At 65.5% G+C, this 14,933-nt stretch carries 16 protein-coding genes; 2 read left to right on the top strand and 14 right to left on the bottom strand.

The window, feature by feature from the left end; genetic code table 11:
- Positions 1 to 56: 56 nt before the first annotated feature.
- The gene (locus HWX32_RS03960) at positions 57 to 503 is read left to right on the top strand and encodes a hypothetical protein (protein ID WP_131820140.1); all 447 of its coding nucleotides are present in this window, start codon (positions 57 to 59) and stop codon (positions 501 to 503) included.
- A 125-nt stretch (positions 504 to 628) separates the two neighbouring features.
- Here the strand turns inward: HWX32_RS03960 and tsf are convergent, their stop codons facing one another.
- Positions 629 to 1,447 (bottom strand): translation elongation factor Ts, encoded by an 819-nt coding sequence (tsf, locus tag HWX32_RS03955; RefSeq protein ID WP_175934791.1) that lies wholly within the window; start codon positions 1,445 to 1,447, stop codon positions 629 to 631.
- A 217-nt stretch (positions 1,448 to 1,664) separates the two neighbouring features.
- Positions 1,665 to 2,645 carry a 30S ribosomal protein S2 gene (rpsB, locus tag HWX32_RS03950; protein ID WP_175934790.1) on the bottom strand — a complete coding sequence of 327 codons (981 nt, stop codon included), beginning with the start codon at positions 2,643 to 2,645 and terminating at the stop codon, positions 1,665 to 1,667.
- A gap of 290 nt (positions 2,646 to 2,935) precedes the next feature.
- On the opposite strand from rpsB, the gene HWX32_RS03945 reads away from it, so the two are divergent.
- The gene (locus HWX32_RS03945; RefSeq protein ID WP_175934789.1) at positions 2,936 to 3,403 is read left to right on the top strand and encodes a M23 family metallopeptidase; all 468 of its coding nucleotides are present in this window, start codon (positions 2,936 to 2,938) and stop codon (positions 3,401 to 3,403) included.
- Here the strand turns inward: HWX32_RS03945 and HWX32_RS03940 are convergent.
- From HWX32_RS03940 to HWX32_RS03885, 12 genes are all read right to left on the bottom strand, one after another.
- A complete protein-coding gene (locus HWX32_RS03940) occupies positions 3,400 to 4,296 on the bottom strand; it encodes a tyrosine recombinase XerC (RefSeq protein WP_175934788.1) in 897 nt (298 codons plus the stop codon). The two genes, HWX32_RS03945 and HWX32_RS03940, sit on opposite strands and share 4 nt — an antisense overlap.
- Before the next feature lie 74 nt (positions 4,297 to 4,370).
- On the bottom strand, positions 4,371 to 5,549 hold the full coding sequence (locus HWX32_RS03935) for a DNA-processing protein DprA (RefSeq protein WP_175934787.1): 1,179 nt from the start codon (positions 5,547 to 5,549) through the stop codon (positions 4,371 to 4,373).
- Entirely contained in the window at positions 5,550 to 7,079 is a 1,530-nt protein-coding gene (locus tag HWX32_RS03930) for a YifB family Mg chelatase-like AAA ATPase (RefSeq protein ID WP_175934786.1), read from the bottom strand.
- The gene (locus tag HWX32_RS03925; protein WP_175934785.1) at positions 7,066 to 7,446 is read right to left on the bottom strand and encodes a YraN family protein; all 381 of its coding nucleotides are present in this window, start codon (positions 7,444 to 7,446) and stop codon (positions 7,066 to 7,068) included. Before HWX32_RS03925 ends, HWX32_RS03930 begins: the two co-directional genes overlap by 14 nt.
- Before the next feature lie 110 nt (positions 7,447 to 7,556).
- Positions 7,557 to 7,862 (bottom strand): DUF2469 domain-containing protein, encoded by a 306-nt coding sequence (locus HWX32_RS03920; protein WP_075468975.1) that lies wholly within the window; start codon positions 7,860 to 7,862, stop codon positions 7,557 to 7,559.
- The gene (locus tag HWX32_RS03915) at positions 7,859 to 8,503 is read right to left on the bottom strand and encodes a ribonuclease HII (RefSeq protein WP_075468994.1); all 645 of its coding nucleotides are present in this window, start codon (positions 8,501 to 8,503) and stop codon (positions 7,859 to 7,861) included. The genes HWX32_RS03920 and HWX32_RS03915 overlap by 4 nt, the downstream gene beginning before the upstream one ends.
- A 4-nt stretch (positions 8,504 to 8,507) precedes the next feature.
- The gene (gene lepB / locus HWX32_RS03910) at positions 8,508 to 9,197 is read right to left on the bottom strand and encodes a signal peptidase I (RefSeq protein ID WP_175935025.1); all 690 of its coding nucleotides are present in this window, start codon (positions 9,195 to 9,197) and stop codon (positions 8,508 to 8,510) included.
- 357 nt (positions 9,198 to 9,554) lie between these two features.
- On the bottom strand, positions 9,555 to 9,902 hold the full coding sequence (rplS, locus tag HWX32_RS03905) for a 50S ribosomal protein L19 (RefSeq protein ID WP_075468977.1): 348 nt from the start codon (positions 9,900 to 9,902) through the stop codon (positions 9,555 to 9,557).
- Positions 9,903 to 10,016: 114 nt separating this feature from the next.
- On the bottom strand, positions 10,017 to 12,335 hold the full coding sequence (locus HWX32_RS03900) for a Tex family protein (RefSeq protein WP_175934784.1): 2,319 nt from the start codon (positions 12,333 to 12,335) through the stop codon (positions 10,017 to 10,019).
- 30 nt (positions 12,336 to 12,365) lie between these two features.
- Positions 12,366 to 13,517: a tRNA (guanosine(37)-N1)-methyltransferase TrmD gene (gene trmD / locus HWX32_RS03895; RefSeq protein WP_175934783.1), complete on the bottom strand. Its 1,152-nt coding sequence runs from the start codon at positions 13,515 to 13,517 to the stop codon at positions 12,366 to 12,368.
- 10 nt (positions 13,518 to 13,527) lie between these two features.
- Positions 13,528 to 14,028 (bottom strand): ribosome maturation factor RimM, encoded by a 501-nt coding sequence (gene rimM, locus HWX32_RS03890; RefSeq protein WP_175934782.1) that lies wholly within the window; start codon positions 14,026 to 14,028, stop codon positions 13,528 to 13,530.
- Positions 14,029 to 14,076: 48 nt separating this feature from the next.
- Positions 14,077 to 14,856, bottom strand: a complete 780-nt coding sequence (locus tag HWX32_RS03885) for an SDR family NAD(P)-dependent oxidoreductase (protein WP_175934781.1) — start codon at positions 14,854 to 14,856, stop codon at positions 14,077 to 14,079.
- Positions 14,857 to 14,933: the final 77 nt, after the last annotated feature.

The raw sequence follows: 14,933 nt of genomic DNA, 5'->3' as shown, positions 1-14,933 counted from the left end.
ATATCCGGGTGCGATTACACTCATCAACATCCTACGCTGACCGATTGGAGTTCCCGATGCCCCAGCACAACCGCCGGTTCACTGCGCTCGCCCTCGCTTGCGCGTGCACGTTGAGCCTTGCCGGGTGCGGGCTTGTCGACGCCACCTTGAACCACCAACTCGCCCTCCAGGACGCGCTGGAGAAGTCCTCCGGCCAAGACGCGGTGACGCTGCCGGTGGACGACCTCTACCCCGCCGCCGAGAAGGTAGTGCTTGTGTGCCCGTACAGCGGCGCGGCTGCGAACGACCTGCTCGGTCATGAGGCTTTCAAAGGCTACGAGGACGTCGACGAGGGCGCCAACTGGGTCGCCGTAAAGGAAACCAACGGAGCGACGATCAAAGTGGCGATCGACCGGACGCAGATCGATCTGTGCGCTGAGTCCGCGATCGCCGCCGAGGATGTTACGGGTGGTTCGTTGGAGTTCGAGCAGCGTGGCGGCACCTGGTTCTTCACGGGCATGTAGCTTCGCGTAAAGGGAAGGATCAGATCGGCGGAGCGAGCACTTAAAAAAGCCCCGGTTCAGTGACACCGGGGCTTGCCAGCGCTAGGCGCTTAACGCGCTACGCCTGAAACGTTACGCCTGAAACGTTACGCCTGGCCGACCTCGTAGCGGACGAAGTCGGTAATGGTGATGCCGTTTTCCTCAGCGAACTGGGCAACGGTCTTCTTGGAGTCAGCCAAAGACGGCTGGTCGAGCAGGACAACGTCCTTGAAGAAGCCGCCCATGCGGCCCTCGACGATCTTCTCGATCGCAGCCTCCGGCTTGCCCTCGTTGCGGGTGATCTCTTCCTGGACCGCGCGCTCCTTCTCGATGACGTCGGCCGGAACGGACTCGCGGTTGAGGAAGCGTGCCTTCATCGCGGCGATCTGCAGCGCAACCTGGTGTGCAGCCTCCGCGTTGTCGCCGGTGTAGGCAACCAGCACGCCGACGGCCGGCGGCAGGTCTGCAGCCTTCTGGTGCAGGTACGCCTCAACCTTCTCGCCCTCGACGGTAGCGGCGCGGCGCAGCTCCAACTTCTCACCGATCTTCGCGGACAGGCGCTCCAGCACGTCGTGAGCGGACTCGCCGTTCACGTCAGCGTTCGCGAGCTCCTCCTGGGAGTTCGCGTTCACCTTGGCAGCAGCCTCGGCGATCTGGTTAGCGATGTCCTTGAACTCCTGGTTCTTCGCCACGAAGTCGGTCTCGGAGTTGATCTCCACGATGGTGTTGCCGGAGACAGCGACGAGGCCCTCGAGAGCGTTGCGCTCAGCGCGCTTGCCCACGTCCTTCGCGCCCTTGATGCGCAGGTTCTCAACGGCCTTCTCGAAATCGCCGCCGGTCTCCTCCAGCGCCTTCTTGCAGTCGAGCATGCCGGAGCCAGTGGTCTCGCGGAGCTTCTTCACGTCAGCAGCAGTGTAGTTCGCCATTCTGGGCGACCCTCCTCAAAAAAGTGTTGCTAAAAGTTTCTAAACCGTTTCAAGAGTAGCCGAAACTGCCAAGGACGGCAGACCACGCCAGCTACTTCTCGCGCCACGGTGAAAGCGCAAACGCGCCCCGGTCCCCCGCGTCCATGCCGGGTAAACCGGCGGACGTGGACGGGACGCGGGGCGCGTGCGGCATAGAGACCGTCAAGCCCGAAGCGAATTACGCCTGGGTTGCGGACTCGGTGCCGGAGATCTGGATACCCTCGTCGACCTTGCCGGTCTCGTTCGCCGGGGCAGCCTCAGCCTGCTCAGCGGCGCGGACAGCAGCCGGCTGCTCAACGTCAGCAACCACCTGCGGCGCAGCCTGCTCAGCAGCGACGGCAGCCTTAGCAGCCTCAGCCGGATCAACATCCTCGGAAGCAGCGGCCTGCGCGGCAGCCTCGGATGCCTCAGCCTGACGCTTCGCGTCGTTGTCGCCAGCGGCGTCGCGTGCTGCGGCGAGCTGACGCTCCTCACGCTGCTGCTTACCGGCGATGACAGCCTCGCCCACAACATGGGTGAGCAGCTTGACCGCGCCGATCGCGTCGTCGTTGCCCGGGATCGGGAAGTCGACCAGGTCCGGGTCGCAGTTCGTGTCAAGGACGGCAACCACCGGGATGCGCAGCTTCTGCGCCTCGGACACCGCGATGTGCTCCTTGTTGGTGTCCACGATCCACAGCGCGGACGGAGCCTTGGTCATCTCGGAAATACCGCCCAGCACACGCTCGAGCTTCACGCGCTCGCGGGTGAGCATGAGGATTTCCTTCTTGCCGCGGCCGGCGTAGCCGTCCTCGGCCGCGTCCATTGCCTGCAGCTCCTTCATGCGACCAATACGCTTGGACACAGTCTGGAAGTTGGTCAGCATGCCGCCCAGCCAACGGTGGGTGACGTACGGCATGCCGACGCGCTGCGCCTCTTCCTGGATCGGCTCCTGGGCCTGCTTCTTGGTGCCCACGAACAGGATGGTGCCGCCGTGCGCGACGGTCTCCTTCACAAACTCGAAAGCCTCATCGATGTAGGTCAGCGTCTGCTGCAGGTCGATGATGTAGATGCCGTTGCGGTCGGTGAAGATGAAGCGACGCATCTTCGGGTTCCAGCGACGCGTCTGGTGGCCAAAGTGCACACCCGCGTCGAGGAGTTCGCTCATGGTTACAACTGCCATGAATATCTCCTTCGGAGAGAAATCGTTCGGTTACTTGCAAAGTTCACGTACGCGGGTTTTTATCCCGCGCCCTGGCACCGTGCCCGCCACAGCACCCCGTGAACGGGACCGTCGCTGAGCTGGCATTACCCGGCGCGCGTAGTCAGCCTATGAAGACTGCCGGGGATACATTACCCGCAAACACGGCGAAAACCTAATCCCATCTGCGTCTTTTGTGGATAACTCCGAGTTATCCACAGATTCGCAGAACCGCCCTTTACTCGCGGAGTCGGGCGTGCTCGAATGCGTGCATGCGCTGGATCAACATAGTTTGTGCCCTGCTTCTTACCGCGTGGTTCGCCGCTCCCGCCGCGGCCTGGGTGGACCCCACCACGGGGCTCGACCACGCCAGCCGGGTGACCCGCCCCGCGGACATCCCGGAACGCAACTGGTTGCCCGGGCACCGTGGAGTGGACCTCGGGCTTGAGCACGGGGCGAAGGTGCGCGCCGCCGCGGATGGAGTTGTTGTTTTTGCCGGAGTGGTTGTCGGCGTGCCCACCGTTTCCATCGAGCACGCGGGCGGGTTGAGGACGACGTATCAGCCCGTGAGGGCGAACATACGCAAAGGCGATACCGTGCGCGAAGGACAAGTAATTGGCACGCTGATGCGCGGCCGGGAGCACGACGGGCTGCATTGGGGCGCGTTGGTGGCGAAGGACACCTACATCGATCCGCTCACGCTGCTCAATACGCCGGTGATCCGGCTCAAGCCGATCTAGGCACGCGGGTGCGACTGGTCGTAGACGGCTTTGAGGCGCTGCGCCGAAACGTGCGTGTAGATCTGCGTGGTTTGCAGGCTGGTGTGACCGAGCATCTCTTGCACCACGCGCAGGTCCGCTCCCCCTTCGAGCATGTGGGTCGCCGCGGTGTGGCGCAGGGTGTGGGGGCTGACGTGCTCGAGCCCCGCGCCCGCACTCGCGCGGTCCACCACGCGGCGGACCTGGCGCTGGTCGATGCGCCCGCCGCGCGAGCCGACGAAGAGCGCTGCGGTGTCGCCGGCGAGCTCGTGGCGGCCGAACTCTAGCCACTCGTTGACCGCGACGGCTGCGGTGTCGCCGAACGGGACGACGCGCTGTTTGTTGCCCTTACCGGTCACCCGCGCGAGCCCCTTGGCAAGGTCCACATCCTGGGTATCCAAACCGGTGAGCTCGCCAACACGCATGCCGGTGGCGTAGAGCAGCTCGAGCATTGCCCGGTCGCGCAGGTGCTCTGCCGGGTGGGCGTCGTCCGCAGTGTCCGCCTCCACCATCTGGACAGCGCGCTCCCCGCGCACGACCGTGGGAAGCGATCGGGTCTGCTTCGGGGCTTTCAGGCGGGCCGCGTGATCCGCGTCAATATAGCCCTGCCTGTACGCCCAGGATGAGAAGGCCCGTGCGGCCGCAGTGCGACGTGCGAGTGTGGAGCGGGCCTTGCCAGCCGTGAGCGCATCGGCGAGCCAGGTCCGCAGGGTATCCAGCGTGAACGCTTCAAATGTGTCGGCGTAGCCCTCGAGGGTGGCTAGGTCGCTGACGTAGCCTTTCACGGTGTTCGGCGAGCGGCCAAGCACCAGCTCGGCGTGCTCGGCGAAGTCCTCCACCGCCGCCTGTAGCTGGGCCTGCCGGTTCTCACTCATGTCACGGCAGTCTACCCGCGCCCCTTGCGTTACACGGTGCGGGGCGCGGGTGGATGGGCGTGAGCGGAATTGTGTCACTCCCCTTGCTGGGTGCGGGACCACAACCGGCCGTCGCGCACCACCATCGCGCGCTTCTGCAGATCCATGAGAATGTGCACCGTCAGCGCGATCGTGAGCCCAGAGGCGGACGCGATGTCCTCGGCTTGGCGGCCTTTGTGGCCGGCGGGCGGCAGCGCGTCGTAAATGCGCAGCTCGTTCCGGCTGAGCTGCTGGATGGGATCGGCCGCGAAATCCATCTCCAGCTGTGCCTCAGCGTCGAACTCGCCGACGCAGCTTAAGCGCTCGTGGATCATGCCGGCGTTGAGCACCATGAGCGCGCGTTCGTCGCGGATGGCTAGATTCGTGCCCAACGACTGGGCTCCAAGGATCGGCCCCGGCACCGCCATCGCAGCACGGTTGAAGGCGTTAACCCAGGTCAGTGTGTTGAGCGCGCCGGAGCGGAACGCGGCCTCAGTAAGCACGGTGCCTTGGGTGAGCGCCGCCACCAGGCGGTTGCGGGTGAGGAAGCGGTGGCGCTCAGGGGCTGTGCCGGGTGGATACTCGGTAACCCAGCTCCCGCCGGATGCTGTGATCTGCTCGAACAGGTCGCGGTTCGCTGCCGGGTAGACGTTGCCCGGCCCGCCGGCGGCGACCACCACGGTGGGCAAGCCCGCGTCCAGCGCGGTGCGGTGCGCAACCGTGTCGACCCCGTACGCCCCGCCGGACACAATCGTGTACCTGTGCTGCGCTAACCCGTTCACCAGATTCGCGGTGGCGTGGTGGCCGTACGTGCTCGCCGCGCGGGTACCCACGAACGCCACGGAACGCGACAACAGTGCCGCAAGATCAGTGTTCCCGCGCACCCACAGCCCGTGCGGAGCGACGGCGTCGGCGGGCACGGTGCGGCCCTCGGCGGCAGCCACCGCGCGGCCACGGTCAAAAGCCTCTGCGATCTCATCGGTTGGCCAGCCGTCAGATTCCGGGGTGAGCAGTGTAAAACCCTGCTGCGCAGCCGCCTCCAGGTCTTCTGTGGGACGGTCCCAGGTGTAGCGATTCTCTGTCTGCGCGGCGAGCCCGCCGATCCAGGTGGCGCGGGTGCGCACACCGTGCGCAATCTCCTGCGCCGTGCGCCCGGCGCGAAGGAGCGCCTGAATGTGCTGCGACGGGCCCTCCACCACGCGGTTGAGGTAGGCCCATGACTCAAGCGAGCTCATTTACGCCACCGCCTTCACATCAGTTGATCGCATGTCCACGGCGATAGCGATGTGGTCGATGCCGGGGCGTTCGGCGCCACCAAGGTCCGCCAGGGTCCACGCGAGCTTCAGGCAACGGTCAACCCCGCGCTGAGTGAGCTGTTGGCGGGTGAGCAGGCCGGCGAGGTAGGCCATGCCGGATTCCTCCGCCGGGAAGTCGCGGCGGATCATAGTCGCCGGAACACGCCCGTTGACCCGCTCCTCTACTCCAGCTTTCGCCCACCGGTCCGCGGCGCGCTCCCGGGCGGCGGCGACGCGTTGGGCAATTGTGGCCGAGGGCTCCGCGTCCAACGGGTGAACCACCGCCGAGGCGCCTGAGGTGTTGAGGCGCACGTCGATGCGGTCTCGCAGCGGGCCGGATACGTTGCTTAAGTAGTTCGCCCGTGCAGAGCCCGTACAGTGGCACACCCCGTCGCGCCGGTCGCAGGCGCAGGGGTTCGCCGCGAGTACCAGCTGCGTGTCCGCCGGGTAGACCACTTCGCGCTTGCCACGCATGAGCCGCACCTGCCGCTTCTCTAGCGGTATGCGCAGCGCGTCGAGGACGTGGGCGGGGATCTCCGAGACCTCATCGAGGAAGAGCACCCCGTTGTGGGCCTGGCTGACCACCCCAGGCATCGGTGTGCCGGAGCCGCCGCCGATCAACGCCGCTTTGGTCAGCGAGGGGTGCGGGGCGATAAACGGCCGCTGCGAGACCACCCGCCCATGCGAGAGCCCAGCCACCGAATGCAGCGAGGTCACCTCCACCATCTCCGCGATATCCATCGGCGGCAGGATGGAAGGCAACCGTTCTGCCAGCATGGACTTTCCGGAGCCGGGTGGGCCCACCATCATCACGTGGTGCCCGCCAGCGGCGGCAACTTCGAGAGCGTGACGTTCGAACCGCATGCCGGCCACGTCACGGAAATCCGGAACGGCGCGTGCTGGCTCCGGTCGGATTGGGCCTTGCACCGTCTCCAGGTCTCCCGCACCAGTGAGCCAGGCCCACACCTCGGCCAAGGTGTCGGCCACAAGAATGCGGCCGCCGCCGATAAGTGCCGCTTCCTCGGCGTTCGCACGCGGCACTACGACGGTGGTGGGTTTGGCACGCCCTGTCGCGTCGATAAGCGCTGCCACCAGCATCGGCAACACTCCCTCCACCCTGCGCAGTGTGCCGTCAAGCGCTAACTCGCCAAGCAGCATCGTGGCTGCGAGTGTGCGCTGCGCACGCGGATCTAAGCTGCCTAGCACCGCCGCAGCGATCGGCAGGTCGAAGTGCGAGCCGGCCTTCGGCAGGTGCGCCGGCGAGAGTGAGACCATGATTTTCGTGCGCGGCCAGGGCAGCGCCGAGTTTGAGATTGCGGTGCGGATGCGCTCGCGGGATTCCTTCACCGCCGCGTCGCCAAGCCCCACCATGTGCATGCCGGGCAGGCCCGGGCCCACGTTCGCCTCCACCGTGACTACACGGGCGCTCACCCCCTCTACGGTTGCGCTAAGCGTGCTAGCAAGCGCCATCTTCAACCCCCGGGAATCGCCGCAAAATGTAGTCGCCCCCGTGGAAGACACACTCCACCACGTCGAAACGCACCGGATGCATCGTTGCCACCTCGTACTTCTCCAACCACTGGCCGGCGCAGCGCCGCATCGTGGCGAGCTTTTTCTCCGTCACTGCCTCCGCCGCGCCGAACGCATCACCCGCGCGCGACTTCACCTCGACGAACACGATGGTGCCGTCAGGGTCCTCCACCACCGCATCGATCTCGCCCGACTTCATCCGCTCGCGCACCCCGAGTGTGCGGTAGCCCTCCTCCTCATACCAGCTCACCGCAGCACGCTCACCTGCGCGGCCCAGCTCGTACTGCGTTGCGTAATCCACTTCCATTGCGTCCTCCCCTTAAAAAATTGCTTGCACAGATTGCTTAGGTATTTGGACGCAAAAAACGCCGCCCCGGTTCCCCAAGGCGGCGAAAAATTTACTTTTGTTGCGAAGGTTTAGTCCGGGAACGTCAGCTCCGGCTTGTCCAGCTCCTCAATGTTGACGTCCTTGTACGTGATCACGCGCACGTAGCGTACGAAGCGCACCGCGCGGTACATATCCCACACCCACGCGTCAGACATGAGCACCTCGTAATACACATCGCGGCCCTCGGTGTGCGGGATCAGCTTCACGGCGTTCGCTAGATAGAAACGGCGGTCCGTCTCCACCACATAGGAAAACTGGCTGGCCACGTCGCGGTACTCGCGGTAGAGGGAGAGTTCAACCTCGGCCTCGTAGTTATCAAGATCCTCGGCGCTCATGCATGACCCCTTACAAAAACCTCGTTGGCTTGCCGGACGTTTGCATAACTATAACGGTGCTCCGCGCTCGCACCGTGGCGGCGCACCGCATCCATGTGCGCCGCTGTGGAATAGCCCTTGTGCCCCTCCAGCCCGTACTGCGGGAACTGCGTGGCCATCTCGCTGACAAGCCGGTCGCGGCTCACCTTCGCCAGCACAGAAGCCGCGGCGATACAGCGCGCCGTGTAATCGCCGCCCACCACCGGTAGCTGCGGGCAGGCAAGCCCGGGTACGCGGAAGCCGTCCATCAGCACGTAGCCAGGTAAGACATCGAGGCCCGCGACCGCGCGGCGCGCCCCGTCAAGGTTGGCGGCTTGAATACCGCGCCGATCGATCTCGCCCGCGGAGATATGCACGATGTGGAAGGACTCGGCGTGTAACCGGATGGCGTCGAAAAGCAAGCTCCGCTTCGCCGCGGTGAGCTTCTTCGAATCCGTAAGCCCGTCCAGCGCAGGGATGGGTCGCAGCGGCAACACGCACGCGGCGATAGTGATAGGGCCGAAGCAGGCGCCGCGGCCCGCTTCGTCCACCCCGGCGACCGGCCCGAGGCCCGCCTTGGCCAGCGCAACCTCGTACGTGCGCAGCTGCTTCAGGCGGCGCACCACGTTACTGCAGGATATCCGGGTTGTTCACGCCGCCCATGCGGTTGAGCGGGAAGACGATCGCCTGCACCTTGCCGCGCAGGTTCTCCTTTGGAATCGTGCCCTGCAGCTCATCGCCCATGTGGTAGCGCGAGTCAAGCGAGTTGGTGCGGTTGTCGCCCATCATGAAGTAGTGCCCTTCCGGCACTTCAACCGGCCCGAAGTACGGCCCGCCGCACGCGTCCGAACCAGTCTCCGGGTCCACCGGGTAGAAGTTCGGCTGGAGAATATAGGACTGGTCGATGGGTTTACCGTCCACCATCACCGCCGGGTCGCCCGCCTGACACGACACCGTCTGCCCGCCCTTCGCAATGATGCGCTTGACCAAGGTGTTCTCGTCCTTCGGCACCAAGCCCACCCAGGAGCCGACCTCCTGCAAGCCGCGCACCGCGGGGTTTTGAGAACGGTTCGAATCAAAGCCAGCGTTCCACGAGTCAGTACCCGCGAAGACGACCACGTCGCCCGGCTCCGGGTCGGAGAAGTAGTAGCTGACCTTCTCCACAAAAATGCGGTCGCCCGATCCGTTCTCGCCGTGCAGCGTGGGCTCCATGGAGGCCGAGGGGATGACATACAGACGCCCGATAAACGTCTGGATCACGAACATGATGAGCAGCGTGAGCACCACGACCATGGGGATCTCGATGTACCAGGGCATCTCCTTGGCCTCTTCGCCCTCCCCGCCAGGCGCACGGGTGGAGCCGCGCGTGTCCGCGCCACGCGCAGGTGCGTCCACTACGTGGTAGTTCGGCTCCGTACGCGCCTCGGCGTACGGGTTGTGCGGCTGGGTGGGGCGGCCGTTAGGCCCGTTCACGTTCGTCACCCGCCATACGTTAGCACCGCGGACCGACACCGAATAACGGCGAACGATCTTCTTCCCGCATTTCGAATCTTTACCAAGCCGGTCGGCCAGTTCGACCAGAACCGCTACCGCTAAACACGAAAAAGCCCGGCGCCGAGAACAAACTCTCAGTGCCGGGCTTTACGCCTGTGGGCTGCACGGGGCAGCCAGCTACTAGCGACGCTCCTTGATGCGGGCAGCCTTGCCGCGCAGGTCGCGCATGTAGTACAGCTTCGCGCGGCGAACCTTACCGCGACGCACAACCTCGATCTTCTCAATGTTCGGGGAGTGCACCGGGAAGGTGCGCTCCACGCCGATGCCGAAGGAGATCTTGCGCACCGTGAAGGTCTCACGGATGCCGGAGCCCTGGCGGCGCACCACAAAGCCAGTGAACACCTGGGTACGGGTCACAGAACCCTCGATAACCTTGACGTGCACGTCAAGGGTGTCACCGGGGCGGAACTCGGGGATGTCGTCGCGCAGCTGGCCTGCGTCAACCAGATCAATCTTGCCGTTGCTCATAGCAGCAATCCTTTACGTTTACGGACAGAGGACCCTGGCGGCACTTCCCTTGCTCGGGCGCTCGGCCGGTTCGTGTCGTGTACAACAACCTTGGAGATTCTACATATCGGCCGGTCAGTTCCCAAATCCGGCTCGCTTGAGCGCGTCCGCCATGGAGCCGGTTGCTTCATGACGTCCTGACGGTGCCCCGCCCTTGCCCTTTCGCCTGCCCTTCCCCCGGCCATTCCCCTGGCCATTCCCCTGACCCTGACCAGGGGAACGCTTCTGCTGCTGTGTCTGGTGTTTCGCCCCCGGCTCGTCGTCAAGCCGCAAGCTCAACCCGATGCGGTTGCGCGCCACGTCGACGTCTGTCACCTTGACCTTCACCACCTCGCCGGAGCGCACCACATCGTGCGGGTCGGAGACGAACTTGTGGCTCATCGCGGAGATGTGCACGAGCCCGTCCTGGTGCACGCCGACATCCACGAACGCGCCGAACGCCGCCACGTTGGTCACGGTGCCCTCCAGGATCATGCCCGGTTTGAGGTCCTTGACCTCGTTGACGCCCTCTTTGAACGCGGCGGTTTTGAACTCCGGGCGCGGGTCGCGGCCCGGCTTGTCCAGCTCCGCCAGGATGTCGGTCACGGTGGGCACGCCGAACTGCTCGTCGGCGAAGTCCGCGGGCTTGAGCTTGGTAAGCACCGCGGTGTTGCCGATGAGTTGGTCAGTGGAAAGACCGGTTGTGTGAGCCACGCGCTGCACCACCGGGTATGCCTCCGGGTGCACCGCGGAGGCGTCCAGCGGGTTCTCCCCGCCCTGGATACGCAAGAAGCCGGCGGCCTGCTCGAAGGCCTTCGGTCCCAGGCGCGGCACCTTGCCCAGCTCCTTGCGGTTGGCAAAGCTGCCGTTTTCATCGCGGTAGGCCACGATGTTCTTCGCCACCGTGGAGCTCAAACCGGCCACGCGCTCGAGCAACGGCGCCGAGGCGGTGTTCACGTCCACACCCACGGAGTTCACCGCGTCCTCCACCACGGCGTCCAGCGTGTGCGCGAGCGCCGTCTGGTTCACGTCGTGCTGGTACTGGCCGACGCCGATGGACTTCGGGTCCACCTTCACCAGCTCCGCCAGCGGGTCCTGCAGGCGGCGGGCGATGGATACCGCGGAGCGCAGCGAGACATCCATGTCCGGGAACTCCTGCGCCGCGATCTCGCTTGCGGAATACACCGACGCGCCAGATTCACTTACCACCACCGGAGTCGGCCGCTTACCGCCTGCCTGGGCGATCATGTCCGCTACCTCGCCGGCCAGCTTCTCGCTTTCGCGCGAGGCCGTGCCGTTGCCCACCGCGATAAGTTCCACACCGTGCTCGGCGGAAAGCCCCGCGAGTTCGTTGCGCGCCGCGTCCCAGCGGTTCTGCGGCTGGTGCGGGTAGACGATGGTGGTGGCCAGCACCTTGCCGGTGCCGTCCACCACGGCGCACTTCACGCCGTTGCGGTACCCCGGGTCCAACGCGAGCGTGGCGCGCTGACCGGCCGGCGCGGCGAGCAGCACGTCGCGCAGGTTCGTCTTGAACACCTCGAGCGCACCGGCTTCCGCGACGTCTTTTAGCCTCATGCGGGTATCAAGGTTCGCGGAGACCTGCAGTTTGGTGCGCCACCCCCAGCGCACGGCCTTGTTTATCCACTCGCTCTTCGGCAAGTCGAAGGCGCGGGAAATCATTCCCTCGTAGACAGCCTCGTCCCCCGGGTCCATGTCGAGGGTGAGCACGCCCTCGGCCTCGCCGCGTAGAAGCGCGAGGATGCGGTGGCTGGGTAGCTTCGCAAACGGCTCGGAGAACTCGAAGTAGTCTGAGAACTTCGCGCCCTCGGTCTCCTTGCCTTCCACGACGGACGCGCGCATGGTGCCCTGCTCGAAAACGCGGTCGCGCACCTCGCCCACCAGGTCCGCGTCTGTAGCGAAGCGGTCCACCAGAATCGCGCGTGCGCCGTCGAGCGCCGCCTTTGTGTCCGGGAAGCCCTCGGACAGGTGGTCGGCGGCGAGGGTCTCGGGATCGGCCGCGGGATCGTCGATAAGCTTTTGCTCCAACTCCTCCAACCCTGCCTCGCGCGCGATGTCTGCCTTCGTCTTGCGGCGCTTCTTGTACGGCAGGTAGAGGTCCTCCACGCGTGCCTTCGTGTCGGCCTCCGCGATGGCGGCGCGCAGCTCGTCGGTGAGTTTGCCCTGCTCCTCGATGGCCTCCAACACCGCTTCTTTGCGCTCCGCGAGCTCGGTGAGGTACTGGTTGCGCTCCGCGATGTGGCGCAACTGCGCATCATCCAAGCCCCCGGTGGCTTCCTTGCGGTAGCGGGAGATAAACGGCACGGTATTGCCCTCGGCCAGCAGCTTCAGCGCCGCCTCGACCTGGGAGACCCGAATGGACAGTTCGTTCGCGATGGTGTCTGCGATTGATGTCATTCGGGGAAGTGTAGCCGGGTCGGGGCGCGGTTAAACCTCTCGGGTCGAACCGTACCAATAGGCCCCCTTCGGCAGCGCCGCCGCTACCGCTGCCGTCGCCTCCGCCAACGGCAGTGCCGTACGCCCGCGCACCTCGAGCTGGCGCACCGGCTCCGTCGGCGGCCGTCCGTGCTCCAACTCGTATTGCTCCTCCAACATCGACGGCCCGAAGCAGCGCGCCCCGCGGTCCCCACTGAATTCGATGGATTCGGCCACGTATCCGGCTTTCTTCAGCGCACGACGCATTTGCTTGACGACGGGCTCCCGCCCCACCACGTCCAACTCCGTGACCACCTCACGCGCGTCAAGCGCGAACCGGTCCGCCTCGCTGAGCTCTACCCGCTCCAAAAGGTCCGGGCGCACCTCGCGGGTGCGCTTGAGCGACTGCTCCCGCCGCCAATCCTGCACCTTCGCGTGGTCGCCGGAGGTGAGCACCTCCGGCGCCTCAATCCCGCGCCACACGCGCGGCTTGGTGTAACTCGGCGCCTCGAGCAGCCCGTCGGAGAAACTGTCATCCTCGTGCGACTCAGTGTTTCCCAGCACCCCCGGAATGAGCCGCGTGACGGCCTCCGCGATCACCAGCACGGCGACCTCGCCGCCGATGAGCACGTACTCCCCGATCGACACCTCGCGCACCCGGTAGCGCTTCCTTGCGTCCTCAAACACGCGCTGGTCAATCCCCTCGTAGCGGCCGCACGCGAAGACGATGTGGCGCTCGCGCGAAAACGCCTGCGCGTCGGCCTGAGTGAACGGTTTGCCGGCGGGCGTGGGCACGACGAGCAGCGGCGCGTCCGGGTCCTCCCCCTCGCGCACGTCCGTCGCTTCGTACGGACGCGGCGCCACCGCCGCCACGTCGTCGTGGCGCAACTTGTCGTTGCGGTGGGCGGCGGCGGTGGCAAGCTCGCGGCCGACACGGCCTGCGGCGACGTCGTCAAGCGCAGGGCCCCACACCTCCGGCTTCATCACCATGCCCGGACCCCCACCCAGCGGCGGGGCATCGACCGACTTGTGGTTCCCGCTCGCCCAGTCGCGCAGGTTGTGCACCCCCACCTCCAGGATGCCCTGCTCGATCGCCTTGCCCAGCAGGGCGTGGCGCAGCGGCTCTAGGTACTCGGGGAAGATCGTGACAACGTCTAGCCTCATCCGTTTCGCCTCACAGGTCGAGCAGCCCCTCCGGCGGCGTAATGGTCAAGGTGGCTTCCTCCAAATCGATCTCCGGCACGAAATCCATCACGAACGGCACCAGTACTTCTTTGCCGCGGTAATCAATCACCAGAATCTTCCGGTTCGGTGTGTCCATCACAGCGGTGACGTCGCCCACCGCGGAGCCGTCGTGAAGCACCTGCAACCCGATGAGCTCGTGGTCGTAGTACTCGTCCGAATCCTCTTCCCGCGCAAGCGGCGCCGCGTAAAACTTCATCCCGCGCAGGCTGTCCGCGGCCGTGCGGTCCGGCACTTCCTCGAAGCTGACCAGCAGCCGCTTCTGGTGCGGGCGCGACGTCTTCACCGTCAACTCGCGCTCCTTGCCCGCCTGGCGGCCCGTGAGCACCTCGCCCACCGCGAAGTGCACATCCGGGTCGTCCGTGGTGATCTCCACGGCAACCTCTCCCCTGATGCCGTGGGACTTGACCACCTTGCCAACATTAAGCTCCATGGCCCGCAAGGTTAGCAGGCCATGGAGCTTCTAAATTAGGTGGCGGGATTACCAGGTCTGGTCGCCGCGGACAGTGGCGTCGAAGCCGCCGTCGATGAACAGCACCTGGCCACACAGGTGGGTGTTCTCCTCGGAGGTGAGCCACGCGATCAGGTTCGCGGCGGATTCAGCCGGCATCCAGGAGTTCAGCGGCATCGGCACCTGCGCGAGCTGCGCGCGGCCTTCCTCGGTGTTACGCAGCTCCTCCGTCATCGGGGAAATCACCACGGCCGGGGCGATGGCGTTGAGCGCGATGCCCTTGCCAGCCCACTCGTCGGAGATGGCGTTCTTGCGCACCCAGCGGGCGATGGCCTGCTTGGAGGAGGAGTAGTTCAGGTACGCCTGCTCCGGGCCCTCATCCACCAGCTCCTGGCCGCGCTTGACGGTAGCTTCCTCGTCGCCCGCGAGCATCGCATCAACGAGCTTCTCATCCGCCGGCTGCAGCGAGGCGATCGAGGCGGTGACCACCGCACGCGGGGCCTCAGACTTCTCCAGCAGCGGGCGCAGGCCCTCCAGCGTTGCTACTGCGCCGAAGAAGTTCACCTGCGCCGTCTTCGGGGTGGGCGCCTGCATACCGGCGTTTGCAACCACGCCGTCCAGCTTGCCGTCGGAAAGCTTCGTAGCTTCCTCGACGAGCTGCTTGCGGCCCTCCTCCGTGGTCAGGTCGGCGTTGATGTCCGCGTTGGCGATGTCAGCGGTGATCGCCTTGTGCCCGCGGGACGTAAGCAGATCCGCGGTGGCCTTGCCGATGCCGCCTGCGCCACCAGTGATCAAAAACGTGCGTGCCATGAGAGGAGTCCTTTCTCTTGGATTCGTCGTACGCGCCCAATTCTACGCGGGTTACACAGACCATGGCCCCGCCAAGA

The organism is Corynebacterium sp. Marseille-P4321 (assembly GCF_903645305.1).
GTDB lineage: Bacteria > Actinomycetota > Actinomycetes > Mycobacteriales > Mycobacteriaceae > Corynebacterium.
Note: the sequence above shows the minus strand (reverse complement) of the source record. Positions and strands in the feature narration are given on the sequence as shown.

Excerpts from the sequence above, each read along its gene's own strand:
- HWX32_RS03940 (WP_175934788.1), bottom strand. The coding sequence starts at position 4,296 with ATGAGTGAGAACCGGCAGGCCCAGCTACAGGCGGCGGTGGAGGACTTC.
- HWX32_RS03935 (WP_175934787.1), bottom strand. The coding sequence starts at position 5,549 with ATGAGCTCGCTTGAGTCATGGGCCTACCTCAACCGCGTGGTGGAGGGC.
- HWX32_RS03900 (WP_175934784.1), bottom strand. The coding sequence starts at position 12,335 with ATGACATCAATCGCAGACACCATCGCGAACGAACTGTCCATTCGGGTC.
- lepB (WP_175935025.1), bottom strand. The coding sequence starts at position 9,197 with ATGCCCTGGTACATCGAGATCCCCATGGTCGTGGTGCTCACGCTGCTC.
- HWX32_RS03885 (WP_175934781.1), bottom strand. The coding sequence starts at position 14,856 with ATGGCACGCACGTTTTTGATCACTGGTGGCGCAGGCGGCATCGGCAAG.
- HWX32_RS03945 (WP_175934789.1), top strand. The coding sequence starts at position 2,936 with ATGCGCTGGATCAACATAGTTTGTGCCCTGCTTCTTACCGCGTGGTTC.
- HWX32_RS03925 (WP_175934785.1), bottom strand. The coding sequence starts at position 7,446 with ATGGAAGTGGATTACGCAACGCAGTACGAGCTGGGCCGCGCAGGTGAG.
- tsf (WP_175934791.1), bottom strand. The coding sequence starts at position 1,447 with ATGGCGAACTACACTGCTGCTGACGTGAAGAAGCTCCGCGAGACCACT.
- HWX32_RS03920 (WP_075468975.1), bottom strand. The coding sequence starts at position 7,862 with ATGAGCGCCGAGGATCTTGATAACTACGAGGCCGAGGTTGAACTCTCC.
- rpsB (WP_175934790.1), bottom strand. The coding sequence starts at position 2,645 with ATGGCAGTTGTAACCATGAGCGAACTCCTCGACGCGGGTGTGCACTTT.
- trmD (WP_175934783.1), bottom strand. The coding sequence starts at position 13,517 with ATGAGGCTAGACGTTGTCACGATCTTCCCCGAGTACCTAGAGCCGCTG.
- rplS (WP_075468977.1), bottom strand. The coding sequence starts at position 9,902 with ATGAGCAACGGCAAGATTGATCTGGTTGACGCAGGCCAGCTGCGCGAC.
- rimM (WP_175934782.1), bottom strand. The coding sequence starts at position 14,028 with ATGGAGCTTAATGTTGGCAAGGTGGTCAAGTCCCACGGCATCAGGGGA.
- HWX32_RS03930 (WP_175934786.1), bottom strand. The coding sequence starts at position 7,079 with ATGGCGCTTGCTAGCACGCTTAGCGCAACCGTAGAGGGGGTGAGCGCC.
- HWX32_RS03960 (WP_131820140.1), top strand. The coding sequence starts at position 57 with ATGCCCCAGCACAACCGCCGGTTCACTGCGCTCGCCCTCGCTTGCGCG.